The organism is Amycolatopsis rifamycinica (genome assembly GCF_000695625.1).
Classification (GTDB): domain Bacteria; phylum Actinomycetota; class Actinomycetes; order Mycobacteriales; family Pseudonocardiaceae; genus Amycolatopsis; species Amycolatopsis rifamycinica.
Genome location: NZ_JMQI01000028.1, coordinates 288887 through 313809 on the forward strand (window position 1 = coordinate 288887; position 24923 = coordinate 313809).

General features: G+C 71.4%; 24 protein-coding genes and 2 pseudogenes. 10 read left to right on the plus strand and 16 right to left on the minus strand.

Going from position 1 to position 24923, the window contains the following annotated elements; all coding sequences use genetic code 11:
* Both serA and DV20_RS15785 read right to left on the minus strand, forming a co-directional pair.
* Positions 1-1599 (minus strand): phosphoglycerate dehydrogenase, encoded by a 1599-nt coding sequence (gene serA, locus DV20_RS15780; protein WP_043780767.1) that lies wholly within the window; start codon positions 1597-1599, stop codon positions 1-3.
* Positions 1600-1725: 126 nt separating this feature from the next.
* Positions 1726-2288: pseudogene (locus tag DV20_RS15785) on the minus strand (TetR/AcrR family transcriptional regulator).
* 87 nt (positions 2289-2375) lie between these two features.
* Here DV20_RS15785 and DV20_RS15790 point away from each other — a divergent pair.
* From DV20_RS15790 to DV20_RS47190, 6 genes and pseudogenes are all read left to right on the plus strand, one after another.
* Complete coding sequence (locus DV20_RS15790) at positions 2376-2930, plus strand: LLM class flavin-dependent oxidoreductase (RefSeq protein ID WP_235190853.1); 555 nt, start codon at positions 2376-2378, stop codon at positions 2928-2930.
* Positions 2903-3163: an LLM class oxidoreductase gene (locus DV20_RS46590; protein WP_235190854.1), complete on the plus strand. Its 261-nt coding sequence runs from the start codon at positions 2903-2905 to the stop codon at positions 3161-3163. The genes DV20_RS15790 and DV20_RS46590 overlap by 28 nt, the downstream gene beginning before the upstream one ends.
* Positions 3160-3984, plus strand: a complete 825-nt coding sequence (locus tag DV20_RS15795; protein WP_043780769.1) for a TIGR03620 family F420-dependent LLM class oxidoreductase — start codon at positions 3160-3162, stop codon at positions 3982-3984. The genes DV20_RS46590 and DV20_RS15795 overlap by 4 nt, the downstream gene beginning before the upstream one ends.
* A 149-nt stretch (positions 3985-4133) precedes the next feature.
* Positions 4134-5450 carry an ankyrin repeat domain-containing protein gene (locus tag DV20_RS15800; protein ID WP_043780770.1) on the plus strand — a complete coding sequence of 439 codons (1317 nt, stop codon included), beginning with the start codon at positions 4134-4136 and terminating at the stop codon, positions 5448-5450.
* Positions 5451-5520: 70 nt separating this feature from the next.
* Positions 5521-5805: pseudogene (locus tag DV20_RS47185) on the plus strand (nuclear transport factor 2 family protein); the annotation flags it as partial.
* 185 nt (positions 5806-5990) lie between these two features.
* Entirely contained in the window at positions 5991-6383 is a 393-nt protein-coding gene (locus tag DV20_RS47190) for a nuclear transport factor 2 family protein (RefSeq protein WP_326938490.1), read from the plus strand.
* Here the strand turns inward: DV20_RS47190 and DV20_RS15810 are convergent.
* From DV20_RS15810 to DV20_RS15825, 4 genes are all read right to left on the minus strand, one after another.
* Positions 6380-6658, minus strand: coding sequence for a DUF397 domain-containing protein (locus DV20_RS15810; RefSeq protein ID WP_043780771.1), 279 nt, complete (start codon positions 6656-6658; stop codon positions 6380-6382). The two genes, DV20_RS47190 and DV20_RS15810, sit on opposite strands and share 4 nt — an antisense overlap.
* Positions 6659-6743: 85 nt before the next feature.
* A complete protein-coding gene (gene ilvC / locus DV20_RS15815; RefSeq protein ID WP_043780773.1) occupies positions 6744-7757 on the minus strand; it encodes a ketol-acid reductoisomerase in 1014 nt (337 codons plus the stop codon).
* Between the two features lie 36 nt (positions 7758-7793).
* The gene (gene ilvN / locus DV20_RS15820; protein WP_003080760.1) at positions 7794-8300 is read right to left on the minus strand and encodes an acetolactate synthase small subunit; all 507 of its coding nucleotides are present in this window, start codon (positions 8298-8300) and stop codon (positions 7794-7796) included.
* Position 8301: 1 nt separating this feature from the next.
* On the minus strand, positions 8302-10194 hold the full coding sequence (locus DV20_RS15825) for an acetolactate synthase large subunit (protein ID WP_043780775.1): 1893 nt from the start codon (positions 10192-10194) through the stop codon (positions 8302-8304).
* Positions 10195-10529: 335 nt separating this feature from the next.
* On the opposite strand from DV20_RS15825, the gene DV20_RS15830 reads away from it, so the two are divergent.
* Positions 10530-10979 carry a PH domain-containing protein gene (locus DV20_RS15830; RefSeq protein ID WP_200876436.1) on the plus strand — a complete coding sequence of 150 codons (450 nt, stop codon included), beginning with the start codon at positions 10530-10532 and terminating at the stop codon, positions 10977-10979.
* 97 nt (positions 10980-11076) lie between these two features.
* Entirely contained in the window at positions 11077-12921 is a 1845-nt protein-coding gene (ilvD, locus tag DV20_RS15835) for a dihydroxy-acid dehydratase (protein WP_043780778.1), read from the plus strand.
* Between the two features lie 248 nt (positions 12922-13169).
* Here ilvD and DV20_RS15840 read toward each other — a convergent pair whose 3' ends face one another.
* Positions 13170-13745, minus strand: a complete 576-nt coding sequence (locus DV20_RS15840) for a DoxX family protein (protein ID WP_043780780.1) — start codon at positions 13743-13745, stop codon at positions 13170-13172.
* A 58-nt stretch (positions 13746-13803) separates the two neighbouring features.
* Entirely contained in the window at positions 13804-14712 is a 909-nt protein-coding gene (locus tag DV20_RS15845) for an NAD(P)-dependent oxidoreductase (protein WP_043780781.1), read from the minus strand.
* 65 nt (positions 14713-14777) lie between these two features.
* On the opposite strand from DV20_RS15845, the gene DV20_RS15850 reads away from it, so the two are divergent.
* On the plus strand, positions 14778-15986 hold the full coding sequence (locus DV20_RS15850; protein WP_043780782.1) for a PQQ-dependent sugar dehydrogenase: 1209 nt from the start codon (positions 14778-14780) through the stop codon (positions 15984-15986).
* A gap of 33 nt (positions 15987-16019) precedes the next feature.
* On the opposite strand, the gene DV20_RS15855 is transcribed toward DV20_RS15850, so the two are convergent.
* The 8 genes from DV20_RS15855 to gatC form a co-directional block, all read right to left on the minus strand.
* A complete protein-coding gene (locus tag DV20_RS15855; protein WP_043780783.1) occupies positions 16020-17162 on the minus strand; it encodes a Gfo/Idh/MocA family protein in 1143 nt (380 codons plus the stop codon).
* The gene (locus tag DV20_RS15860) at positions 17159-17881 is read right to left on the minus strand and encodes a cupin domain-containing protein (RefSeq protein WP_043780784.1); all 723 of its coding nucleotides are present in this window, start codon (positions 17879-17881) and stop codon (positions 17159-17161) included. The genes DV20_RS15855 and DV20_RS15860 overlap by 4 nt, the downstream gene beginning before the upstream one ends.
* Complete coding sequence (locus DV20_RS15865; protein ID WP_043780786.1) at positions 17878-18798, minus strand: DUF6807 domain-containing protein; 921 nt, start codon at positions 18796-18798, stop codon at positions 17878-17880. Before DV20_RS15865 ends, DV20_RS15860 begins: the two co-directional genes overlap by 4 nt.
* Positions 18795-19871: a Gfo/Idh/MocA family protein gene (locus tag DV20_RS15870; protein ID WP_043780787.1), complete on the minus strand. Its 1077-nt coding sequence runs from the start codon at positions 19869-19871 to the stop codon at positions 18795-18797. The genes DV20_RS15865 and DV20_RS15870 overlap by 4 nt, the downstream gene beginning before the upstream one ends.
* 260 nt (positions 19872-20131) lie before the next feature.
* Positions 20132-20662, minus strand: coding sequence for a hypothetical protein (locus tag DV20_RS15875; protein ID WP_043780788.1), 531 nt, complete (start codon positions 20660-20662; stop codon positions 20132-20134).
* 8 nt (positions 20663-20670) lie between these two features.
* Positions 20671-22176 carry an Asp-tRNA(Asn)/Glu-tRNA(Gln) amidotransferase subunit GatB gene (gene gatB, locus DV20_RS15880; protein ID WP_043780791.1) on the minus strand — a complete coding sequence of 502 codons (1506 nt, stop codon included), beginning with the start codon at positions 22174-22176 and terminating at the stop codon, positions 20671-20673.
* Positions 22173-23690: an Asp-tRNA(Asn)/Glu-tRNA(Gln) amidotransferase subunit GatA gene (gatA, locus tag DV20_RS15885; protein ID WP_043780793.1), complete on the minus strand. Its 1518-nt coding sequence runs from the start codon at positions 23688-23690 to the stop codon at positions 22173-22175. The genes gatB and gatA overlap by 4 nt, the downstream gene beginning before the upstream one ends.
* Positions 23687-23986, minus strand: a complete 300-nt coding sequence (gatC, locus tag DV20_RS15890; protein ID WP_043780795.1) for an Asp-tRNA(Asn)/Glu-tRNA(Gln) amidotransferase subunit GatC — start codon at positions 23984-23986, stop codon at positions 23687-23689. The genes gatA and gatC overlap by 4 nt, the downstream gene beginning before the upstream one ends.
* A 236-nt stretch (positions 23987-24222) precedes the next feature.
* On the opposite strand from gatC, the gene DV20_RS15895 reads away from it, so the two are divergent.
* The gene (locus DV20_RS15895) at positions 24223-24876 is read left to right on the plus strand and encodes an ACT domain-containing protein (RefSeq protein ID WP_043781008.1); all 654 of its coding nucleotides are present in this window, start codon (positions 24223-24225) and stop codon (positions 24874-24876) included.
* The last annotated feature ends 47 nt before the right edge of the window (positions 24877-24923 follow it).

Sequence of the window (24923 nt, forward strand, 5' to 3'; positions counted from 1 at the left end):
TCAGTTGAAGTCGACCGCGCGGATCGTGTGCGCCCCGACCGAGGCGCCGATCGGCTCCAGCAAGTGCGCGTCGATGTGGCGGTCGACGCGCAGCAGCATCACCGCGTCGGAACCGTCCGTCGTCTGGCTGATCTGGGCGGCCTCGATGTTGATGCCCGCCTCGCCGAGCAGCGTGCCGACCCGGCCCATCACGCCCGGGCGGTCCGGGTACTCGACCAGCAGCACCGTTCCCTCGGCCCGCAGGTCGAAGCCGCGGCCGTTGACCTCGACCAGCTTCTCCACCTCGTCCAGGCCGGTCACCGAACCCGACACGGTCAGCGCCGAGCCGTCGGAGTGGACCGCGCGCACGGTGACCAGGCTGCGGAACTTCGGGCTTTCCGGCTCGGTCTCCAGCTCGACCTGCACGCCCAGCTTCTCCGCCAGCTGCGGCGCGTTGACGAAGGTGACCTGGTCCTCGACCACGCCGGTGAACACCCCGCGCAGCGCCGCCAGCTGCAGCACGCCGGTGTCCTCGTTGGAGATCTCGCCCTTGACCTGCACGGTCACCGACGTCGGCGACGTCGGGTTGAGCGCCGTCAGCAGCTGGCCCAGCTTCTGGACCAGGGACAGGTACGGGCGGACGTGCTCGCCGACCGCGCCGCCGCCGGAGACGTTCACCGCGTCCGGCACGAAGTCGCCGCGCAGGGCCAGCAGGACCGACTTCGCGACGTCGGTGCCCGCGCGGTCCTGGGCCTCGGCCGTCGAAGCGCCCAGGTGCGGCGTCACGACGACGTTCTCCAGCTCGAACAGCGGGCTCGACGTGGTCGGCTCGGTGACGAAGACGTCGACGCCCGCGCCGCCGACGTGGCCCGAGCGCAGCGCCTCGGCCAGGTCTTCCTCGACGATGAGGCCGCCGCGGGCGGCGTTGACGATGATGACGCCCGGCTTGGTCTTCTTCAGCGCCTCGGCGTCGATGAGGCCCTTGGTCTCCGGGGTCTTCGGCAGGTGGATGGAGATCGCGTCGGCGCGGGTCAGCAGCTCGTCGAGGGTGACGAGCTCGATGCCCAGCTGCGCGGCGCGGGCGGCCGAGACGTAGGGGTCGTAGGCGATGAGCTTCGTGTCGAAGGCGGCGAGGCGCTGCGCGAACAGCTGGCCGATCTTGCCGAGCCCGACCACGCCGATCGTCTTGCCCTGCAGCTCGACGCCGGAGAACGAGCTGCGCTTCCACTCGCCGCCGCGGAGGCTCTGGTCGGCGGCCGGGACGCGGCGCGCGACCGCCAGCAGCAGGGCGACGGCGTGCTCGGCGGCGGAGACGATGTTCGACGTCGGCGCGTTGACGACCAGGACACCGCGCTCGGTCGCGGCGGGCACCTCGACGTTGTCGAGGCCGACGCCGGCGCGGGCGACGACCTTGAGCTGCGTGGTGGCCGCGAAGACCTCGGCGTTCACCTGGGTGGCGGAGCGGACCAGGAGCGCGTCGGCGCTCTTCACCGCCTCGAGCAGCGCGGACCGGTCCGTGCCGTCGACGTGCCGGACCTCCACCTCGTCACCGAAGACACTCAGCACGGAGGGGGCGAGCTTCTCCGCGATGAGGACGACGGGTTTGCTGGGCTTGCTCACGATGCGGCTCCCACTATCTGGTCACATTCCAGGACGCTCTGTGTCGACAAACGGTCAAAGCACGTCGTTGTGCCCCGGGTCGAGCGGAGTTTAACGCGCTGGCGGGGCCTGTGGCTTCTCCCGGTGTTAACTCGCCCGCAATCCCTCGAAAACAAGCGCCAGCAGCCGCTGCTGCCTCCTTCGCCGGGCAGGTACCCGCCCGCCCAGGATGTCGCGTGCAGCAACAGAAGCAGTTCGTCCGCCGTGACGTCCCCGCGGAGCTCGCCCGCCCGCTTCGCGCGTTCCACCAGCTGGGAACCCGCCTCGCGCATCGTGTGGCACGACTCGTACAACCGGGACGATTCGTCGTTGAGGGCGTCGGCGGTGAGCTCGACCAGGCCGCGGAACGTGCCCGTGGCGTCCCCGAGCCCCGCCAGCCAGGTCTGCAGGGCCTGCAGCGGCTCCGGGTGGTTCAGCAGCTCCCGGGCCCGCTCGGCCTGAGCGTCGAACCGGGCCCGCAGGAGCGTCTCGAGCAGCGCGTCCCGGGTCGGGAAGTGCCGGTACAGCGTGCCGATTCCGACACCGGCCCGACGCGCGACCTCCTCGAGGGACGCCTCGACGCCGTGCTCGGCGAAGGCGCGTTGGGCCTCTTCGAGGAGGCGCTCGTAGTTGCGGCGGGCGTCCGCGCGCATGGGTTTGACGTCGGTCATCGCCCTTTCGACTTTACCCGGTAGCCAATCGGAGGCTGCCTCCGTATATTACCGGAGGCAGCCTCAACTTACTGGGAGGAACCGAGGATGACCCTGGTCGAAGACACGCGGGCCCGGCTCGGCGCCGTCGGCGCCTGGTTGCCGAGCGCGCCCCTGCAGCCACCTCCGGCCGCCGAGCGGGCAGCCACCCGCCGGCTCGCCGACGCCGGGTACCGCTCGACCTGGAGCGGCGAAGGCCCCGGCACGCGGGAGGTGTTCGCCCATTTCGGCGATCTGCTCGCTTCGGTGCCGGATATCGTGCTCGGCGCCGGCATCGCCAACCTGTGGTTCCGGCGCGGCGCGACCGCTCAGAAGGGCGGCACCACCCTCGCCCACGCCCATCCGGACCGGTTCGTGCTCGGCGTCGGCGTCGGGCCGGCCTTCCAGGCGGCGAAGCTCGGCGAGGCGTACCACCCGATCGACCGGATGCGAAGCTATCTGTCCGAAATGGACACCGAAGCGACGGAAAATCCGCCCCCGGTGGCGTTTCCGCGCGTGCTGGCCGCGGTCGGGCCGCGGATGCCGGCCCGCTGCTCGGCAGCCGCGAGGACGCCCGGGAGAGCATCCGGCGGCGGGTGGCGCTGTTTCGCGAGCACCAGGTGACGGCCTACCTCGCCGGGTGGAAGCGGCTCGGCTACACCGATTCCGACATCACCGGCCCCAGCGACCGGCTCGTCGACGACCTCGTCCTCTGGGGCGACGCCGCCACCATCGCCCGGCGCCTCGCGGAGGTCCTCGACGCGGGCGCGGACCAGGTCCTGCTCACCCCGTCGGCGCCGACGTTCGATTCCGTGGTGGACGTGCTGGTCGAGCTGGCCCCGGCGGTGCGGCGATGAGCGTCGGGATCTGGCGGTTCTTCGACGGCGCCCCGATCGGCGTCGTGCGCGAAACGGCCGAGGAATCGGAGGAGCTCGGCTTCGACGCGCTGTGGTTCGGCGAGTACGCCGGCCGGGACGCGTTCACGCAGGCGGCGCTGATCCTGGCGGCGACGTCCCGGCTGACCGTGGCCACCGGGATCGCGCGGTTCGACCGCCGCGCGCCGATCACGGCGGAGGCGGCGACCCGGGCGCTCGGCGAGGCCTACCCGGGCCGGTTCGTCGCCGGCTTCGGCGGCCACCTGCCCGGCGCGCGGCCGGTTCCGGCCATCCGCGCCTACCTCGACGGGATGGACGAGGCCGCGCTGCCCGCCCTGCCGCCGCCGTCGCCCCGGCCCCGGCGGCTGATCGCCGCGCTCGGTCCGCGAGTGCTCGACCTGGCGGCCGAACGCACCGACGGCGCCCACCCGTACTTCGTCCCGACGGAGCACACGGCGATGGCCCGCGAACGACTCGGCCCGGGCAAGTACCTCGCCGTCGAACAGGCGGTGATCCTGGACGCCTCGCCGGAGGCAGCGCGCGAAGCGGCCCGCGAGCACGTGGGCCTGTACGTCCGGCAGGCACCGCACCACCAGGCGAACCTGCGTCGCCTCGGCTTCACCGACGCCGACCTCGCCGACGGCGGCAGCGACCGCCTGGTCGACGCCATCGTCGCCACCGGCGAGCAGGCGGCGGCCGATCGGATCCGAGCCCACCTCGACGCGGGTGCCGACCACGTCTGCGTCCAGGTCCTGGCCCGCACCCCCCAGTCCTACCGCCGCCTGGCCGACCTCCGCCCCTGACGAAACGGACGACACGCGTGCCTACGCGGACGACACGCGCACCTGAATGGACGACACGAAGCCAGAAGCCCGCGCACCGTGTCGTCCAGCCAGGTACGCGTGTCGTCCGGCCAGGTACGCGTGTCGTCCGGCGCGGTACGGTGGGGACCATGGGCACGCAGCCCGCGAAACCCAGCCTGGACCAGCTGCGCAAGCGCGCGAAGGATCTCGCGCGCGCCGAAGACGTCGAGCTCGCCGAAGCGCAGTTCCGGATCGCCCGGGACCACGGCTTCCCGAGCTGGCCGAGGCTGCAGGCGTACGTCAAGCGCGTCACCGAGCACGGCGAAACCCTGCAGCACCCGTACCACCAGGACGTCGGGTACTACGCCGAGCGCGCGCTCGGGCTGCTCGCCTCGGCCGAGGACGGCACCCCCGGCTCGCGAGAACCGTTCGACCGGTGGGACCAGCCACGCACCCGCGACGGCGCCCGCGCGGTCGTCGCCCGGGAGCACGGTTTCGTTTCGTGGAAAGCACTCCGCGACCACGTCAACTCTCTTGTGGACAGTGGTGAACCGTTCGCCCGCGCGTACCGGGCGATCGAGGCCCGGGATCCGGAGCAGCTCGAAACGCTCCTGGGCGCGTTCCCCGAACTCGTCGACGCCCGCGGCACCAACGGCAACGACCTGCTCGGCATGGCCGGCGCCACGCACGACGAGCGGCTCAGCCGGATCCTCCTCGACCACGGCGCCGACCCGGGCCGCGGCAACGTCCACGGCTGGACGCCGCTGCACCAAGCCGCGTACAGCAACCTGCCGCGGCTGCTCGACCTGCTCCTGGCGCACGACGCCCCCGTCGACGTCCCGGCCCGTGGCGACGGCGGCACTCCCCTGATCGTCGCCCTGTTCTGGGGTCACCGCGAAGCCGCCGAACGGCTCGCGGAACACAGCCGCGCGCCGGGCAACCTGCGGGTGGCAGCCGGGCTCGGCGACGTCGGCCTGCTCGACGAGCTCCTGGCCACGGGCCGCGGCGGCGTCCACCGCGGTTTCTACCGTCCCCACAGCGGTTTCCCGCGCTGGCGGCCGACGGACGACCCCGCCGAAGTCACGAACGAAGCCCTCGCCTGGGCGGCCCGCAACGACCGCACCGAAGCCCTGCGCGCCCTGGTCGCCCGCGGCGCCGACGTGAACGCCGACGTCTACCGCGGCACCGCGCTGGCGTGGGCGGCGGCGCAGGGCAGGCTCGACGCCGTCCGCGTACTCCTGGACCTCGGCGCCGACGTGAACCTCCGCGGCACGTTCGGCGGCCCGCACCACGGCGAGGGCGTCACGGCCCTGCACCTGGCCGCGCAGTCCGGGCACCTGGACGTCATCCGGACGCTCGTCGAGAACGGCGCCGACCGGGATGCGCGGGACGCGATTTTCGGCAGCACTCCGGAGAAGTGGGCGGAGGTGTGCGGGCAGCCGGCCGCGCGCGACCTGCTCCGGTAGACAACCGGAGTGAGTAGTCCGTATCGTTCCAGGCGGACTACCGACTCCGGTTGCCCTCTGGGAGGACTTCATGACCACACCCCGCGACGTCTTCGCCGCGCTGTCCGACGGAATCAGCGAAGGAAGATGGGACGAGCTTTCCGCGCTCTACGCCGAAGACGCCGTCGTCGAACACCCGCAGGCCGTGCCGCGGCCGACGCGCATCACCGGCCGCGCGACCGTCCACGAGCGGTTCACCGGCGCGCTCGCCGGCACCCTGCGGCTCAAGCGCAAGAACGTCGTCATCCACGAGACGACGGATCCCGAGGTGATCGTCGCCGAGTACGACTACGACGCCGAATCGGTGACGACCGGGCGGACCATCCCGACAGCCAACATCCAGGTGCTGCGGGTCTCGGGCGGCCTGATCGTCCACTCCCGCGACTACCACGACTACCTGGGCTCGCCGTCATCCGCGACGGCGTCGACCAGCTGGTCAAGGCCTACGAGCAGGCGCCGCCGCGCGAGCTGTCCCCGGCCACGCCGGAGAGCGCGGGCACGGTGTTCGAGCGGCTCGTGCACGGCGTCGCCGGCGGGCGCTGGGACGAGCTGCCGGAGCTGTACGCCGAGGAAACGCACGTCACACACCCGTTCCTGCCGGGCTCGGGGGTGCTGCGCACCCGCGACGAGCTGCGGGCGCACTTCGCGGCGGGCAAGGCGATGAACCCGGGGTTCACCGTCGCGGACCTGGTCACCTACCAGGGCACCGATCCGGAGGTGCTGATCGGCGAATTTGCCTACCAGGGCACCTACGGCGGGAGGCCGGTCCGGATCGCGAACATCTTCGCCATGCGGATCTCGGGCGGCCTGATCGTCGAATCCCGCGACTACGGCGACCACCTCGGCATCGCCGGCGACTCCGGCCGGATCCCGGAACTGGCGGCGAAGCTCTAAGCCTCGGCGAGGTCCTCGGGCAGGTCGAACTCGCCGTCGCGGACGCCCTTGACGAACGCGTCCCACTCCCCCGGCGTGAAGACGAGGATCACGCCGTCCGGCTTCGCCGACTGCCGCATCGCCGTGTAGGTGACGCCGTCGGTGTGCTCGATGAAGGCGTACTCGACGCAGTCGTCGAGCGTGACGCCTTCGGGCTCGGCCCGGATCCACTCGGCCTTCGTGAAGTCGAGGTGGTGCCGGATGTGCGCCTTGTCGTCGACCGGCTGATCACTCATGTCACCAGCGTAGCGACCCGGGCACCGAACGCACTGAAGGGGACGCCCGCGACGGGCGTCCCCTTCAGCGTCCTGCCGGAAAAGCTCAGGCGGTTTCGGTGATCGGCCGGTCCACCCACGACATCAGGTCGCGCAGCTTCTTGCCGGTCGCCTCGATCGGGTGCTGGTTGCCCTGCTCCTCGAGCTTGGTGAAGTTCGGCCGGCCGGCCTCGTCCTCGGCGACCCATTCGCGGGCGAAGGTGCCGTCCTGGATCTCGCCGAGGATCTTCTTCATCTCTTCCTTGACCGCCGGCGAGATGACGCGCGGGCCGCGGGTCAGGTCGCCGTACTCGGCGGTGTCGGAGATCGAGTAGCGCTGGCGCGCGATGCCGCCCTCGTACATGAGGTCGACGATCAGCTTCAGCTCGTGCAGCACCTCGAAGTAGGCGATCTCCGGGGCGTAGCCGGCCTCGGTGAGCACCTCGAACCCGGTCTGCACCAGCGCGGACGCGCCACCGCAGAGCACGGCCTGCTCGCCGAAGAGGTCGGTCTCGGTCTCTTCCTTGAACGTCGTCTTGATGACGCCGGCGCGCGCGCCACCGATGGCGGCCGCGTAGGAGAGGGCGAGCGCCTGGGCGTTGCCGGACGCGTCCTGCTCCACGGCGATGAGCGCCGGGACGCCCTTGCCGTCGACGAACTGGCGGCGGACCAGGTGGCCCGGGCCCTTCGGGGCGACCATGGCGACGTCGACGTTGGCCGGCGGCTTGATCAGGTCGTAGCGGATGTTGAAGCCGTGCCCGAAGAAGATCGCGTCGCCGTCCTTGAGGTTCGGCGCGATGTCCTGCTCGTAGATGAAGCGCTGCTTGGTGTCCGGCGCCAGGATCATGATCAGGTCGGCCTCGGCCGACGCCTCGGCCGGGGTGAGCACGCGCAGGCCCTGCTCCTCGGCCTTCGCCCGCGACTTGGACCCCTCGGGCAGGCCGATGCGGACGTCGACGCCGGAGTCGCGCAGGCTCAGCGAGTGGGCGTGGCCCTGGCTGCCGTAGCCGATGACAGCGACCTTGCGCCCCTGGATGATCGAGAGGTCGGCGTCGTCGTCGTAGAAGATTTCCACTGCCATGGGGGTTACTGCTTCCTTTCCTGACTTACAAAGTTTTCAGCGAGGCGAAGTTGCGGTGATCGAGCGGGCGCCGCGACCCACCGCGACCATGCCGGACTGGACCAGCTCGCGGATGCCATAGGGCTCCAGCATCCGCAGCAGCGCGCCGATCTTGTCCGACGTCCCGGTCGCCTCGACGGTGAGCGCCTCCGGGGACACGTCCACCACCTTCGCACGGAAGAGCTGGACGGTCTCGAGGACCTGGCTGCGCACGGTGTTGTCGGCGCGCACCTTCACCAGCAGCAGTTCGCGCTGCACGGCGGTCGACTGCTCCAGCTCGACGATCTTTATCACGTTGACCAGCTTGTTGAGCTGCTTCGTCACCTGTTCGAGCGGTAGCTCTTCCACGGCGACCACGATCGTCATGCGGGACACCTCGGGGTTTTCCGTGGGCCCGACGGCGAGGGACTCGATGTTGAACCCGCGGCGGGAGAACAGGCCCGAGACGCGCGCGAGCACACCGGGCTTGTTCTCGACCAGGACACTCAGCGTGTGGACGCTCATCTCAGCGCTCACCTTCTCCAGCGGCTTCCGCGGCGGCCTCGGTCGTCTCGACCGAAACCTCGTCGTCGTCGAACAGCGGCCGGATGCCCCGGACCGCCATGATCTCGTCGTTGCCGGTGCCCGCGGCGACCATCGGCCACACCTGGGCATCCTTCCCCACGACGAAGTCGATCACGACGGGGCGGTCGTTGATTTCCATCGCGCGGCGGATGGTCGCGTCGACGTCTTCCTTCGTCTCGCACCGCAGGCCGGCGCACCCCAGCGCCTCGGCCAGCAGGACGAAGTCCGGGATGCGGTGCTTGTGCGTGCCGAGGTCGGTGTTGGAGTACCGCTCCGAGTAGAAGAGGTTCTGCCACTGCCGGACCATGCCGAGGTTGCCGTTGTTGATGACGGCGACCTTGATCGGCGCGCCCTCGATGGCGCAGGTGGCCAGCTCCTGATTGGTCATCTGGAAGCAGCCGTCGCCGTCGATCGCCCAGACCTGCTTGTCCGGGACGCCGAACTGCGCGCCCATCGCGGCGGGCACCGCGTAGCCCATGGTGCCGAGGCCGCCGGAGTTGATCCAGGTGCGCGGGTTCTCGTACTTGACGAACTGCGCGGCCCACATCTGGTGCTGGCCGACACCCGCGGCGTAGACGGCGTCCGGGCCGACGAGCTCGCCGATCCGCTCGATGACGTACTGCGGCGACAGCGACCCGTCGTCGGGCCACTCGTAGCCGGCCGGGTAGTTCTTGCGCCAGTCGTCGGCCTGGGTCCACCAGTCGGCCAGGTCGGGCCGGCCGCTGTGGTCGAACTCGGCCTTCACGGCGGTGATCAGCTCGCCGATGATCTCCTTGCAGTCGCCCACGATCGGGACGTCGGCCTTGCGGTTCTTGGAGATCTCGGCCGGGTCGATGTCGGCGTGCACGATCGCGGCGTCCGGCGCGAAGGAGGACAGCTGCCCGGTGACCCGGTCGTCGAACCGGGCGCCGAGCGCGATCAGCAGGTCGGCGCGCTGCATGGCGGCGACGGCGGCGACCGTGCCGTGCATACCGGGCATGCCGAGGTGCTGCGGGTGCGAGTCGGGGAACGCGCCGCGCGCCATCAGCGTGGTGACGACGGGGATGTTCGTCAGCTCGGCGAGCTGCTTCAGCTGCTCGTGCGCCTCCGCCTTGATGACACCACCACCGACGTAGAGCACCGGGCGCCGCGACTTCGCGATCAGCTTCGCGGCTTCGCGGACCTGCTTGCCGTGCGGGCGCAGCGTCGGGCGGTAGCCCGGCAGCCGCAGCTCCGTCGGCCAGGAGAACGAGGTCATCTCCTGCAGCACGTCCTTGGGGATGTCCACCAGGACCGGGCCGGGCCGGCCGGTGCTCGCCAGGTGGAACGCCTCGGCGATCGTCCGCGGGATGTCGATCGGGTCGGTGACGAGGAAGTTGTGCTTGGTGATCGGCATGGTGATGCCGCAGATGTCGGCTTCCTGGAACGCGTCGGTGCCGATCAGCGCGCGGGACTGCTGGCCGGTGATGGCCACGACCGGGACCGAGTCCATGTTCGCGTCGGCGAGCGGGGTGACCAGGTTGGTCGCGCCCGGGCCCGAAGTGGCCATGCAGACGCCGACCTTGCCGGTGGCCTGCGCGTAGCCGGTGGCGGCGTGGCCGGCGCCCTGCTCGTGGCGGACCAGGACGTGCCGGACCTTCGTCGAGTCCAGCAGCGGGTCGTAGGCGGGCAGGATGGTGCCGCCCGGGATCCCGAAGACCACCTCGGCGCCGACGGCCTCGAGCGAGCGCACGAGGGACTGGGCGCCGGTGACGCGCACCGGCGTTCCCGCCGGTGGGGCCGGCTTCGGACGTGCTCCGGGCGTTCCGGGCGTCGGCCCGGGCTTCGCGTCGCTGCGCGACGTCGCACTGGTCATCGGATCTGCCTCGTGGGTCTCGGTGTCACTCGTTCGGGTCGGTTTTGTGCGGTGGGGCGGGGAATTGCTTCCCTAGGGCAACAAAAAACCCTCGCCGACCGTAAGGTCGCACGAGGGTTCGCGCGTCGACGCAGCGGAAAGTCTTCCCTAAGCGTCGACGCGCTTGGGAAGTACGAGGCCGGTCAGCGGTGTCACGGCGATGACGCTAGACCGAACGCCATGCGAGTGTCAACTCTGCGGGATGGTGTGTCCGGATGGTGGACACGGGCGCGGCGCACGTCACGTCGTCGCGACCCGGGTCCGGGCCGGCCGGGCGCGCGGTGCACCATTTCCGGGTGGCCGAAAAACAGCAGGACGAGGGCCGGAAGGCCGTCTTCCGCGTTCCCCGCACGTCCTTCATGGCGATCGCTCTCCTGACGGTCTGCGTGACGCCGATCGCGCTCGGGGAAATCCCGTACCTGCAGTGGCTCTACCTCTTCCCGATCGCGCTGGCGGTGTTCGTGATCCGCCACCGCACGGTCGCCACGCGCTCGGGGCTGGCCGTCCGCACGATGTTCGGCCACCGTGACATCCCGTGGTCGGCGTTGAAGGGACTCGCGATCACGAAGAAGGCGCGGGTGCGGGCGGTGCTGAAGGACGACACGAAGGTGCCGTTGCCGACCGTGCGGACCCGGCACCTGCCGGTGCTGTCCCTGGTGAGCGAAGGGCTGGTCGCGGACCCGAGCGGGGTGCTCGAGACCGAGGACATCAAGCCCGGGACGTCGGAGAACTCGGCCGGTGAGTAACCCGGTCCCCGCCCCGCCGCCACCCTCAACGGACGGGCTTCGCCCGACTGCGTAAATTGGTCCTACCAGTTTCGCCGGCCATCCCCTGGGAGTTCCCGTGCCGCCTCTCCGTTCCCGGACCACCACCCACGGCCGCAACGCGGCGGGCGCGCGCTCGCTCTGGCGCGCCACGGGCATGACCGACAGCGACTTCGGCAAGCCGATCGTCGCGATCGCCAACTCCTACACGCAGTTCGTGCCGGGTCACGTGCACCTGAAGGACCTCGGCGAGATCGTCGCCGGCGCGGTCAAGGAAGCCGGCGGCGTCGCGCGCGAATTCCACACGATCGCCGTCGACGACGGCATCGCCATGGGCCACTCCGGGATGCTCTACTCGCTGCCCTCGCGCGAGATCATCGCCGACTCGGTGGAGTACATGGTCAACGCGCACCAGGCCGACGCGCTGGTGTGCATCTCCAACTGCGACAAGATCACCCCGGGCATGCTGAACGCCGCGATGCGCCTGAACATCCCGGTCGTGTTCGTCTCGGGCGGCCCGATGGAGGCCGGCAAGGCGGTCGTCGTGGGCGGCGTCGCGCAGGCCCCGACCGACCTGATCACCGCGATCGCGGCGTCGGCGAGCAGCGAGGTCGACGAGGACGGGCTCGCGATCGTCGAGCGTTCGGCCTGCCCGACCTGCGGTTCGTGCTCCGGCATGTTCACCGCGAACTCGATGAACTGCCTGACCGAAGCCCTCGGTTTGTCACTTCCCGGCAACGGCTCGACGCTGGCGACGCACGCCGCGCGCCGCGCGCTGTTCGAGGAGGCCGGCCGCACGGTCGTCGAGCTGTGCCGCCGCTGGTACGAGGAGGACGACGCCTCGGTCCTGCCCCGCTCGATCGCGTCGAAGGCGGCGTTCGAGAACGCGATGGCCCTCGACATGGCCATGGGCGGCTCGACGAACACGGTGCTGCACGTCCTCGCGGCCGCCCAGGAGGGCGAGGTCGACTTCACGATCGCCGACATCGACGCGATCGGCCGCCGCGTGCCGTGCCTGTCGAAGGTGGCGCCGAACTCGGACTACCACATGGAGGACGTCCACCGCGCGGGCGGAATCCCGGCGATCCTCGGCGAGCTCTACCGCGGCGGGCTCCTCAACACCGACGTGTGGTCGGTGCACTCGCGTGACTTGGACTCCTGGCTTTCGGCCTGGGACATCCGGGCTTCTTCTCCTTCCGAGACCGCCTTGGAACTCTTCCACGCGGCGCCGGGCGGAGTCCGCACGACGGAGGCGTTCTCGACGTCGAACCGCTGGTCGTCCCTGGACACGGACGCGGCGGAGGGCTGCATCCGCGACGTCGAGCACGCGTACACGAAGGACGGCGGCCTGGCGATCCTGCGCGGGAACCTCGCGGAGAACGGCGCGGTGATCAAGGCCGCGGGCATCGACGAGGACCTGTGGCACTTCGAGGGCCCGGCCCGGGTCCTGGAGAGCCAGGAGGAAGCGGTGTCGGCGATCCTGAAGAAGGAGATCCAGCCGGGCGAGGTCCTGGTGATCCGCTACGAGGGTCCGGCGGGCGGCCCGGGCATGCAGGAGATGCTGCACCCGACGGCGTTCCTGAAGGGCTCGGGCCTCGGCAAGAAGTGCGCCCTGATCACGGACGGCCGGTTTTCGGGTGGATCATCGGGCATTTCGGTGGGCCACATCTCCCCCGAGGCGGCGGCGGGCGGCCTGATCGGCCTGGTGGAGAACGGCGACCGCATCCTGCTGGACATCCACGAGCGCCGGCTGGAGCTGCTGGTCTCCCCGGACGTCCTGGCCGAGCGCCGCGCGAAGATGGAGGCGTCGGAGCGGCCGTGGCAGCCGAAGGACCGCCAGCGCCCGGTGACGGCGGCTTTGCGCGCGTACGCCCGGATGGCGACGTCGGCGGACACGGGTGCGGTTCGCGACGTGAACAAGTAGGTCCTGGCTGAGTCGAGAAGGCCGTCCCGGTGTCCGCCGGGGCGGCCTTTCGGTGCCCATCTCCGCCGCCCGGCTGCCACCGCTGATCCGGGGCGGCCACGCGGCCGGTGCGCAGCCACTCCCCGAACACCGCCCACCCCTTGGGGGACCCCCGGTTTCAACGTTACTCGCGCCCACCGACGATTCCGGCCCCGCGAACCGCAGTTGTCCACAGGCCCGCTCCGAATCCCGGAGTTGTCCCCAGGCCCCTACCGTGTCAAAACAATGACCACCACGGCGGCCGCCGCGGCGAGCAGCAGCGAAACCAGCCCCAACGGCAACGGCCGCTTCCGCCAAGGCGTGTTCCGCTCCAGCGAAATCGGCCCGGCCCCGGTGAACAGCAGGCTCAGCGCGACCGCCGCCAGCAGCAGCTCGAACTCGAACCCCTGGCCGGTCCCCTCGAAAAACCCTCCGTGGAACTTCGCGTACACGGCGTTGGCCGCCACCCCGAGCAGCCCGGCCGCGGCCAGCGGCGTGAACAGCCCGACGATCAGCAGCACCCCGCCACCGACCTCGGTGACGCCCGTGATCCACGAAAGCAGCGTCGTCTGCTTGTGGTAGCCGTACGTCTCCAGCACCCGCGCGAACCCGCCGATGCCCGGCCCGCCGAACAGGCCGAACAGGTGCTGCAGCCCGTGCGCGCCCATCGTCACGCCGAGCGCCAGCCGCAGGATCAGCAGCCCGAGCCCGAGCCCGCCCTGGCGCGGCGTGTCGTCCGACCGATCGTCCTCGACGCCCGACAGGAGGCTGGTGGGCTGCTGCGAAACGTCGTCTCCACTGCTCACCCGCGCAGGTTAGGGGATCGCCGGGGGCCTGGCGAGCGCAATGAGGCCGGAACGACCCTCAGTACTCGCCGTGCACGAGGTTGTCCGGCAGCTCGCCGCCGGCGTACCGGGCGATCTCGGCCGCGGCCACGGCGTACGACCGACCACGGACCCCGCGCACGGCCCCGCCGACGTGCGGGGTCAGCAGCAGCCCCGGCGCCGTCCACAGCGGGTGCCCGGGCGGCGGCGGCTCGGGATCGGTGACGTCGAGGGCGGCCCGCAGCCGGCCCGTGGTCAGTTCGGCGACCAGGGCGCCGGTGTCCACGACGGCGCCGCGCGAGACGTTGACCAGCACCGCGCCGTCGCGCATCCGGGCCAGGAACTCCGCGTCGGCCATCCCCCGCGTCCGGGAGGTCAGCGGCACCATCAGCACCACGACGTCGTGCAGCTCGAGCAGCCCGGGCAGGTCCCGCACGCCGTGCACGCCCTCCCGCGCGGTCATCCCGACCATGGTGCAGCGCGCGTCGAACGGCTCGAGCCGCCGCCGCAGGTGCCGTCCGAGGTCGCCGGCGCCGACGATGAGCACGCGCTTGCCCTGCAGCGTCTCCGCCGTCTGCCGTTCCCACCGGCCTTCGCGCTGCGCCGCGGCGAAGACGTCCAGCTTCCGGTAGATCGACAGCAGCGCGGCGACGACCCATTCGGCCGTGCTCCCGCCGTGCGCGCCGCGGCAGGTGGAGAGCAGGACGCCGTCGGGCACCTTGCCGACCCAGTCCTCGGCGCCGGCGGACAGCAGCTGGATCAGTTTCAGGTTCGGCAGCGTGCGCCACAGCTGCTCCCCCGGCGGGTGCTTGCCGGGGATGAGCACCTCGGCCTTCGAGGCCTCGGGCGGCACCGGCTCCCCCCACTGGTAGCGCACGGGCAGGACCCGCGGAACCTCGGCGAGCACGGTCATGCCCTCGTCGTCGGGCACCAGCACGGTCAGCGTCATGATCCCCAACGTAATCGAGGAGTACTCACCCATGGTTCACGCACCGGCCCCTAGGCTGGGGGATCATGCGTACCCGCTACCGCTCGGCCCTGCTGGCGATCTTGGCCTGCGGCGTCCTGCTGCCCGCCGGGTGCGCGCGGTTCGACGACACCGCGGCGGGCCAGACGTTCACCCCCGCGCCCGTCGCCAGCCCCGAGTCGCCGCCCGAGGTCCAGGGCCCCGGCGCGGAGTCCGGCGGCGACGGCAAGCAGGCGCGGCCCGGCTCGCCGACCACCCCCGTGCCGCCGCCGCAGGGCTGCAAGGACTTCGACCCTTCGGTCATCACGACCTGCCTGGACACCGTCGCCGCGGTGGCCGGCCTGCCGGGCGACGGCTCCGCGCCGAGCGCGCTGGCCGGCGAGCGCAAGAGCGGCCGGGTCATGCTGGCGACCGGCGGCAAGGACGCCACGGACTTCGCGAAGCTCGACGTCCAAGCGGCCGGGGACGGTGGCCTGACCGGCCTCGCGGTGTCCCCGTCGTACGTCGAGGACCAGCTGGTCTTCGCCTACATCACGACCCCGGCCGACAACCGGGTCGTGCGGTTCGCCAAGGGCCAGTCGCCGAAGCCGGTGATCACCGGGATCCCGAAGGGCGCGTCCGGCAACCGCGGCACGATCAGCGCGGACAACCGGGGCGCGCTGCTCGTCGCGACCGGCGACGCCGGCAACCCGACCGCCGCGGCCGACCCCAGCTCGCTCGCCGGGAAGCTGCTGCGGATCGACACCTCCGGCAAGGCCGCGGCCGGCAACCCGGGCGGCTCGCTGGTGGTGGCGGCCGGGCTCCACGCACCGGGCGGGGTGTGCGCGTCGGCCGACGGCGGCCGCGTCTGGGTCACCGACCGGCTCGCCGACAAGGACGTCCTCTACCGCGTGCAGGCCGGGCAGCCGCTGACGACGCCCGCGTGGACGTGGCAGGACAGGCCCGGCGTCGCGGGCTGCGCGGACTTCGCCGACGCGAGCGGCTTCATCTCGGTCGCCACCTCAGTGGCCGGCAACCTCCAGGGCGTGCCGGTGTCGAAGGAAGGCGCCGTCACCGGGCAGCCGCAGGTCCGCCTGGACGGGAGGACCGGCACGCCACCGGTGACGTTCGGGCGGCTGGCCGGGATGAGCATGATCAACCCGCAGCTCGCGGTGGTCGGCACGATCAACAAGGACGGCGGCTCGCCGGTGTCGAGCGACGACCGCGTCGTGCTGATCGCGCCGACGACGTCCGGCGGCAGCGACGGCAAGGACTGACGCCCGGCCTGCCGCGCTGCCGGCCGGCCCGGCTCAGGCCAGGGGTTTCAGCTCCACCCGCCGTCCCTCGGCCGACGACGTCAGCCCGGCCTCGGCCACCTGCAGCCCACGGGCGGCCGAGAAGAAGTCGTAGCGGTGTTGCCGTCCGGCGACCACGTCCCGCACGAACTCCTCCCACTGCGCCTTGAAGCCGTTGTCGAACTCGGCGTTGTCCGGCACGTCCTGCCACTGGTCGCGGAACGGCTCGGTCGCGGGCAGGTCGGGGTTCCAGACCGGCTTCGGCGTCGCCGAGCGGTGCTGGACGCGGCAACGCCGCAGCCCGGCGACCGCGCTGCCCTCGGTGCCGTCGACCTGGAACTCGACGAGCTCGTCGCGGAAGACCCGCGTCGACCACGACGAATTGATCTGCGCGATGACCCCCGACTCCAGCTCGAAGATGCCGTACGCGGCGTCGTCGGCCGTCGCGGCGTACGCCTCGCCCTGCTCGTCCCAGCGACGCGGGATGTGCGTCACGGCCTTGGCCGTCACCGCCGAAACGCGGCCGAAGAGGTTCTCGAGCACGTAGTTCCAGTGGCAGAACATGTCGAGGACGATCCCGCCGCCGTCCTCGGCGCGGTAGTTCCAGCTCGGGCGCTGCGCCTCCTGCCAGTCGCCCTCGAAGACCCAGTAGCCGAACTCGCCGCGCACCGACAGGAGCCGCCCGAAGAATCCGCCGTCGATCAGCCGCCGGAGCTTGAGCAGCCCGGGCAGGAACAGCTTGTCGTGCACGACGCCGTGGCAGATGCCGGCGTCCCGCGCAAGCCCGGCCAGCTCCAGCGCCGCCGGCAGCGTTTCGGCCAGGGGCTTCTCCGCGTAGACGTGCTTGCCCGCGGCGATCGCCGCGCGCACCGACGGCTCGCGCGACGACGTCAGTTGCGCGTCGAAGTAGACGTCGACGTCCTGGAGCGCCGAGTCGGCGTCGGTGGTCCACGCGGTCAGGCCGTGCCGGTCGGCGAGGTCCTTGAGCTTCGCGGCGTTGCGCCCGGCGAGGATCGGCTCGAGTTGCACGCGGCTGCCGTCGGGCAGGGCGACACCGCCCTGTTCGCGGATCGCCAGGACCGACCGGAGCAGGTGCTGCCGGTAGCCCATCCGGCCCGTCACGCCGTTGAGCAGCACTCCGATGCTGGACTGGTTCATCTCTGCAAGCCTTCCTGGTCGAGCGGGATGTCGTATTCGGTGCGGCGGCCACACATGCCGTAGCCGTCCGCGTTCGACGGCGTCGCGACCCGCAGGCCGGACTCCTCGAGGTGGCTCCCGTCGCCGTCGGCGAGTGCCTTGAGGTGCGCACCGGTCAGTTCGGCGGCCCGCAGTGCCCCGGCCCGCCAGCGCGGTACCCACTCTGCGACCTTCGGCGCGACGAGCGCGACGGCCGCGCGGTGGAACGCCCGCAACGGCTCCGGATCGCCGTCCTCCAGGGCCTCGCGCAGCGGCAGGAACCCGCGAATCGCCAGATCACGACGTTGCCGCGCGGCATCGTCGGTTTTCGGCAACGCCGCCGCCCCGGCGTAGGCGGCCGCGTCGGCGAGCACGTCGGGCGGGAACGTGAAGACGGCGTCCCCGACCTCCGGCAGCCCGCTGTTCTGCATGAGGACCGTGACGCGCAGACCGTCCTCCTGCACCATCCGGTGCACGGTGCCGGGCGCGAACCACGCGATCACCCCGGCTTCCAGCGGCGTCTCGGCGTAGCCGTCGACGCTCAGCGTCTGGACGGCGCCCCGGCCCCCGGTGACGACGTAGGCCTCGGTGCAGGCGAGGTGGACGTGCGGGCTGCCGCCGCAGACGCCGTCCTCGGCCGCCCAGTCGTAGGCGCGCAGGTGCGAGACGCCGATGCCACCGGGGAGTGGAAAAGCGGTCATGACCAGCCATGCCCTTCGAGGTAGCGGGTCACCCGGTCGCGGTCCCAGGCCCCGTCGGCGACGACGATCCGGTAGCGGTAGGCGAAGCTCTCGCCCGGCGGCAGCTCGAACTCGTCGAAAAACGCCCACGAGAAGGCGACCATGGGTGTCTCCCGCGAGCGGACGAACCAGTGCGACTCGTGGATCGCCTTGTCGTTCTCGGGCGCGTGCGCGAAGACGAGCGTCGAATGCGCGTCGACGCCGTCGTGCTCACCGACGAACGCCAGCCACGGCGCCTGCGCGCCCATCATCGCTTCGCCCTCGAGCTCGCCGGGCCCGAACACCTGGCCCCCGCCGAAGTCACGGGGACCTCGCCAGTGCAGGCCGGTGTAGCCGGCCCGCTCGCGGCCGGCGGTGGTCGGGCTGCCGAACACGAGCGGGACCTCGCGGAGGTTGGCCAGCTCGATCGCCCAGTCGAGCGCCCAGGAGCCCTCGTCCGGCTCGACCGAGTGGACGACGATGTCACGCCGCTCCCGCGCCCATTCATCACCGCCGTTGGCGACCCAGGTGAGGTCTTCGGCGAAGCCGAGCCGATCGCGCTCGACGGTGAATTCGGCGAACCCGTCGTGCCGCATGGAGCCGACGCGGTCGGGCAGCTCCTGGTACCAGTCGCCGGGGACGTAGGTGTGGCCGCCCCAGAAGTTCTGCCCGGACAGGTGGCTCGCCGTCATCTGCAGGCCCTTGTGCCACCGGTGGTCGGCGGGCCGGTACCCGCTGACCGGCCGGCCGCCAAGGGTCCGCAGCGGGTGGGCGTAGGGCTTGCGAGCCTCGTAGGCCGCCGGGTCGGGCTTGTACACATAGGACATCAGCTGGACACCGCCCGCCTCGACGGCCACGTGCTCGCCGTGCCGGTGGGTGACCGTGATCGTCGCGCTCATCCCCGTGCTCCTGTCCGGGGCCGGCTGCCGGCCATGGACCGGTAGAAGGCGTCACCCGGCCCGATCTCGCCCCGGCGCACGCCGAGCCCGGTGGAAGCGGACTTGTACAGCGCGGCGACGAACTCCAGCACCCGCCGCCCGTCATCCCCGCTGCACGGCGGCCGCCGCCCGGCCCGGTAGGCGGCGAGCACCGGCGCGAACGCGGCGGCGTGCGAGCTGCCGACGTCGGCGGCCGGGGTGTGCCACCGTTCGACGGCCTCTTCGGCGACGTGCGGGGCGGCCGTGTAGCGCCAGTCCTTGACGCCGTACCCGTAGAGGTGGGTGAGCTCCGCGGTGGCCAGCTCGCAGTCGATCCGGATCCGGCTGACCTCGTCCGGCGAGAGGACGCTGTTGACGACGGTCGCGAGCGCCCCCGACTCGAACCGCACCAGTGCGGTGGAGACGTCTTCGGTCTCGACGTCGTGCACCAGCCGGGCGGTCATCGCGCGCACCTCGGCCCAGTCGCCGAGCAGGTGGAGCAGCAGATCCATCTGGTGGATGCCGTGCCCCATGGCCGGCCCGCCGCCCTCGGTCTCCCAGCGCCCGCGCCACGGCACCGCGTAGTAGGCGGCATCGCGGTACCAGGTGGTCTGGCAGTGCGCGACGAGCGGGCGCCCCAGCTCCCCGTCGGCGAGCAGCTCCCGGAAGTGCGCGGCGGCCGAGCCGGACCGCTGCTGGTAGACGAAGGCGGCGTACGGCCCACCATCCCGCTCGGCGGCGGTCATGTCGTCATACTCGGCGAGCGACCGGCACGGCGGCTTCTCGCACCAGACCCACGCCCCGCTCCCGAGCGCCTGCGTGGTCTGCTCGACGTGCAGGCTCGGCGGCGTGCAGATCGAGACGAGATCCGGCTCCTGCTCGGCGAGCAGGGCGCCCAGGTCGTGGTAGGGCTGGGCATGGACGGTCCCGGCGCAGAACGCGGCCACCCGCGCCTCGTTGACGTCGGCGGCCGCCACGATGTCGACGTCTTCGTGGTGGGCCTCGAAGGCGGTCCGGTGGCTTTCGGCGATGGCCCCGGTCCCGACGACGGCCACCCGTAAGCGCTTTCCCTGAGCCAACCCGGGTCTCCCTCCACGGCTCCGGCGCCCCAGCAGCACCGATCCGCGCGGCCCGCCCACCGACGCCGGCGGCGGGATCCGCTTCTCCGACCGTTCCAGAAAGCGCTTTCTGCTGCAACGGCCAGCCCCGATGTCAACGTTGTCAGCGAACGCGATCCACCGGTCGGACGACTCACGCACCCGGTCGAAAATTCTCCAGCGGCAGAGCTCTCACCGAAGCGGCCTGCCCGCGAACGTCAGCCCGTCTTGTCGCGGATCTTCCGCGGCTGCCGGGTCTCGGCCCGCATCGCCCGCATGTCCAGGAAAGCGGCAACACCGGACACCAGCGCCGCGAACAACCCGAGGAACCGGCCCAGGCCGGGTCCGATGGCGACCCCGGCGGCCTCGAAGATGCCGCGCTGGTCGGCGTCGAACTCCCAGTCCAGGGTGAACCAGCCCAGCACCATCAGCAGCAGCGACGCCGCGGCGACCACCAGCCACAGCTGCGGCAGGCCGCTGACGCGCAGGGTCCGGATTCGCCCGAAACCGACCACGGCCAGCCCGGCCAGCAGCAACGGCAGCGGCGGACACCAGGCGAAGAAGCTCGAGTGCCACGCGTCACGGACGACGTCACCGCGGGGCAGCTGCGCGAGGACGTCTTCGATGTCCGGCTTCGTGGCGGTGAGCGTGGTCCACGGCAGGAACGTCGAACCCAGCGCGAGCAGCCCGGCCGCCAGGCCGAGCCACTCGCGCCAGGTGACGCTTTTGACGAAACCCGACTTTGTCATGAAAACGGTCAGGAACCGACGCGCTCGATGATCAGCTCACGGACTCGCTTGGCGTCCGCCTGCCCCTTGGTCGCCTTCATGACCGCGCCGACGATGGCACCCGCCGCGGCGACCTTCCCGCCGCGGATCTTGTCCGCGACGTCCGGCTGCGCCGCCAGGGCCTCGTCGATCGCCGCGAGCAGCGCCGAGTCGTCCGAGACGACCTTCAGCCCCCGCTTCTCGACGACCTCCCGCGGCTCGCCCTCGCCGGCGAGCACGCCCTGGACGACTTCCTTCGCCAGTTTGTTCGTCAGTTCGCCGGACGTGACGAGCCCGATCACCTCGGCCACCTGCGCCGGGGTGATCGCCAGCTCGGCCAGCTCGACCTCGCGGGCGTTGGCCTCCTGGGCGAGGGTGTTGACCCACCAGCCGCGGGCGTCGTCCGGCGACGCACCGGCCTCGACGGTCGCCGCGACGAGGTCGACGGCACCGACGTTCAGCAGGTCACGCAGGGCTTCGTCGGAAAGCGACCATTCCCGCTGGATCCGCTTCCGCCGCTCCGAAGGCATCTCCGGCAGCGTCCCGCGCAGCTCCTCGACCCATTCACGCGACGGCGCGATCGGGACCAGGTCGGGCTCCGGGAAGTACCGGTAGTCCTCGGCGGTCTCCTTCGTCCGGCCCGGCGACGTCGTGCCGTCGGCCTCCTGGAAGTGCCGCGTCTCCTGCTTGATCGAACCGCCCTCGGCGAGGATCGCCGCCTGCCGCGTCATCTCGTAGCGGACGGCACGCTCGACGCTGCGCAGCGAGTTGACGTTCTTCGTCTCGGTCCGGGTACCGAACTCGGTCGCGTCCTTCGCCATCAGCGAAACGTTCGCGTCGCACCGCAGCGAGCCCTGGTCCATCCGGACGTCGGACACGTCGAGCGCCCGAAGCAGGTCGCGGAGCGCGCTCACGTAGGCCCGCGCGACCTCGGGCGCCCGCTCACCGGTGCCTTCGATCGGCTTCGTCACGATTTCGATCAATGGCACGCCGGCCCGGTTGTAGTCGAGCAGCGAGTGCTCGGCACCGTGGATCCGCCCGGTGGCGCCGCCGACGTGCAGCGACTTGCCGGTGTCCTCCTCCATGTGCGCGCGCTCGATCTCCACGCGCACGACCTCGCCGTCGTCGAGCGTGACGTCGAGGTAGCCGTTGAAGGCGATCGGCTCGTCGTACTGCGAGGTCTGGAAGTTCTTCGGCATGTCCGGGTAGAAGTAGTTCTTCCGCGCGAACCGGCACCACTCGGCGATCTCGCAGTTCAGCGCGAGCCCGATCCGGATGGCCCCCTCGACGGCCTTGCCGTTGACGGCCGGCAGCGCCCCGGGCAGGCCGAGACAGGTCGGGCAGACCTTCGTGTTCGGCTCGCCGCCGAACTCGTTCGGGCAGCCGCAGAACATCTTCGTGTTCGTGTTGAGCTCGACGTGCACCTCGAGCCCGAGCACGGGGTCGAACCGCTCGACGACGTCGGCGTAGTCCATCAACTCGGCCACGGCAGTCACTTCGTTCCTCCCAGCTCCGGGACCTTGTGGATGAGCGCTCCGCCGGCAGCGGCGTCACGGGCGGCCTCGTAGGCGGCGCCGACCCGGTAGAGCCGGTCGTCCGCGAGCGCCGGGGCCATGATCTGCAGCCCGACGGGCAGCCCGTCCTCGTCGGACAGCCCGCTCGGCACGCTCATCGCGGCGTTGCCGGCGAGGTTCGACGGGATCGTGCACAGGTCGGCGAGGTACATCGCCATCGGGTCGTCCACGCGCTCGCCGATCTTGAACGCCGTGGTCGGCGTCGTGGGCGAAACGAGGACATCGACCTGCTCGAAGGCGGCCTCGAAGTCACGCGTGATGAGCGTGCGCACCTTCTGCGCCGAGCCGTAGTAGGCGTCGTAGTAGCCGGACGACAACGCGTAGGTGCCAAGCATGATCCGCCGCTTGACCTCGGGGCCGAAGCCCTTCTCCCGCGTCAGCGACATGACCTCTTCGGCGCTGTGCGAGCCGTCGTCGGCGACGCGCAGGCCGTAGCGCATAGCGTCGAACCGCGCGAGGTTCGACGAGCACTCGCTGGGCGCGATCAGGTAGTACGCGGGCAGCGCGTAGACGAAATTCGGACAAGACACTTCGACGACGTCGGCGCCGAGCGCCCGCAGCTGCTCGACCGCGGCCTGGAACGATCGCAGCACGCCCGGCTGGTAGCCGTCGCCGCCGAACTCCTTCACCACGCCGACCTTGACGCCCTTCAGGTCACCGTTCGCGCCCTGGCGCGCAGCGGCGACGACGGGCGGCACCGGCGCGTCGATGGACGTCGAGTCCCGCGGGTCGTACCCGGCGATGACCTCGTGCAGCAGGGCGGCATCGAGCACCGTCCGCGCGCAGGGCCCGGCCTGGTCGAGCGAGGACGAAAAAGCGACAAGGCCGTAGCGGGACACCCCGCCGTAGGTCGGCTTGACCCCGACGGTCCCGGTGACGGATCCGGGCTGCCGGATCGACCCACCGGTGTCGGTGCCGATGGCGATGGCGGCCTCGAACGCCGCGATCGACGCCGACGAGCCACCGCCCGACCCGCCCGGGATGCGGGCGTGGTCCCACGGGTTGTGCGTCGGGCCGTACGCCGAGTTCTCGGTCGACGACCCCATGGCGAACTCGTCCATGTTCGTCTTGCCGAGGATGACGACACCGGCCTCGCGCAGCTTGCGCGTCACGGTCGCGTCGTACGGCGGCAGCCAGCCTTCGAGCGTTTTCGAACCACAGGTCGTCGGCACGCCCTCGGTGGTCAGGACGTCCTTGAGCGCGAGCGGCACGCCGGCCAGCGGCGACGCGGGCGCCTTGCCGTCGGCGAGCCCTTCGTCGACGGCCTTGGCCGCGGCCAGCGCGCCCTCGGTGTCGACGTGCAGGAACGCGTGGATGTGGTCGTCGACCTCGGCGATCCGGTCCAGGTGGGCCTGCGTGACCTCGACCGCGGACACCTCGCGCGAGTGGATCTTCTCCGCCAGCTCCGCGGCGGTCAGCTTGATGAGCTCGGTCACTGCTCTTCCCCCAGAATCCGCGGCACCCGGAATCGGCCCTCTTCGGCGGCCGGCGCACCGGCCAGCGCCTGCTGCTGCGTGAGCCCGGGGACGACGACGTCCTGTCGGAAGACATTCGTCAGCGGCACGGCGTGCGACGTGGGCGGCACGTCGGCGGCGGCGACCTCGCTCACCTTGGCCACCGAGTCCAGGATCTGGTCGAGCTGGCCGGCGAAGACGTCGATCTCGTCGTCGGTCACGGCCAGCCTGGCCAGCTTCGCGAGGTGCGCGACCTCGTCTCGGGAAATGTTGGGCACGCGGGTGACTCCCGGGTTGTGCTGTGCGGGTTGTCTCGGAAGCTGCAAGTCTATGGTGGCGGCGTGGGCGGACTCGACTGGGTTACGCCCGGCGCAGGCCGGCTGCCGTCCGGCGACGCTCACCTCCCGCCCGGCGGACAGCAGGTCCCACGAGCCGGGCGGGTCTGTCACAATCGGCGACCGGCATCGAGCGTCCCACGGCAAGGCTGGGACGCCAGAGGTGAGAGGGGCGCGTGGTGTCGTTCCTGATCCGGGTCCTCCTTCCGGACAGCCCGGGGACCCTCGGCGCGGTCGCCACGGCGCTCGGCACGGTAGGCGCCGACATCCTCAGCGTGGACGTCGTCGAGCGCGGCAGCGGAGTCGCCGTCGACGACCTGGTGGTCGAGCTCCCGTCGGGCCGCCTGCCCGACGCGCTGATCACGGCGGCGGAGAGCGTCGAAGGCGTCGAGGTGGACGCGGTCCGGCCCTACGCGGGCGTCCTGGACACCCACCGTGAGCTCGAGCTCGTCGAGGAGATCGCCGCACAGCCGAAGTCCGGCCTCGACATCCTCGCCGAGGGCGTACCCCGCATCGTGCGCGCGGGCTGGGCGATGATCGTCGAGCATTCGGAGACCGGCGCGGTCCGGCTGGCCTCGTCGAGCGCGGCCCCGGAGACCCCCATCACGGACCTGCCCTGGCTGCCGCTCGAACGCGCGACGGTCCTCGACAGCGAGGAAGCCTGGATCCCGGAGACGTGGAAGGAGCTCGGCACCGAGCTCGCCGCGACCCCGCTCGGCAAGCCGGGCAAGGCGCTGCTGGTCGCCCGTCCGGGCGGCCCGAACTTCCGCGCCGCCGAGGTCGCCCGGCTCGCCCACCTCGCCGGCATCGTCGCGGTCGTCCTCGACGGCTAGCGTCCAGTCACCTCACGTCGTCGAAAGGGACGAGCCCACCGGGTTCG

Excerpts from the sequence above, each read along its gene's own strand:
- DV20_RS15865 (WP_043780786.1), bottom strand. The coding sequence starts at position 18,798 with ATGAGCGCGACGATCACGGTCACCCACCGGCACGGCGAGCACGTGGCC.
- DV20_RS15810 (WP_043780771.1), bottom strand. The coding sequence starts at position 6,658 with ATGAGTGATCAGCCGGTCGACGACAAGGCGCACATCCGGCACCACCTC.
- DV20_RS15845 (WP_043780781.1), bottom strand. The coding sequence starts at position 14,712 with ATGACGCTGACCGTGCTGGTGCCCGACGACGAGGGCATGACCGTGCTC.
- DV20_RS15855 (WP_043780783.1), bottom strand. The coding sequence starts at position 17,162 with ATGAACCAGTCCAGCATCGGAGTGCTGCTCAACGGCGTGACGGGCCGG.
- DV20_RS15825 (WP_043780775.1), bottom strand. The coding sequence starts at position 10,194 with ATGACCAGTGCGACGTCGCGCAGCGACGCGAAGCCCGGGCCGACGCCC.
- ilvC (WP_043780773.1), bottom strand. The coding sequence starts at position 7,757 with ATGGCAGTGGAAATCTTCTACGACGACGACGCCGACCTCTCGATCATC.
- DV20_RS15795 (WP_043780769.1), top strand. The coding sequence starts at position 3,160 with ATGAGCGTCGGGATCTGGCGGTTCTTCGACGGCGCCCCGATCGGCGTC.
- DV20_RS15800 (WP_043780770.1), top strand. The coding sequence starts at position 4,134 with ATGGGCACGCAGCCCGCGAAACCCAGCCTGGACCAGCTGCGCAAGCGC.
- DV20_RS15850 (WP_043780782.1), top strand. The coding sequence starts at position 14,778 with ATGCGTACCCGCTACCGCTCGGCCCTGCTGGCGATCTTGGCCTGCGGC.
- ilvN (WP_003080760.1), bottom strand. The coding sequence starts at position 8,300 with ATGAGCGTCCACACGCTGAGTGTCCTGGTCGAGAACAAGCCCGGTGTG.
- DV20_RS15790 (WP_235190853.1), top strand. The coding sequence starts at position 2,376 with ATGACCCTGGTCGAAGACACGCGGGCCCGGCTCGGCGCCGTCGGCGCC.
- DV20_RS15875 (WP_043780788.1), bottom strand. The coding sequence starts at position 20,662 with ATGACAAAGTCGGGTTTCGTCAAAAGCGTCACCTGGCGCGAGTGGCTC.
- DV20_RS15860 (WP_043780784.1), bottom strand. The coding sequence starts at position 17,881 with ATGACCGCTTTTCCACTCCCCGGTGGCATCGGCGTCTCGCACCTGCGC.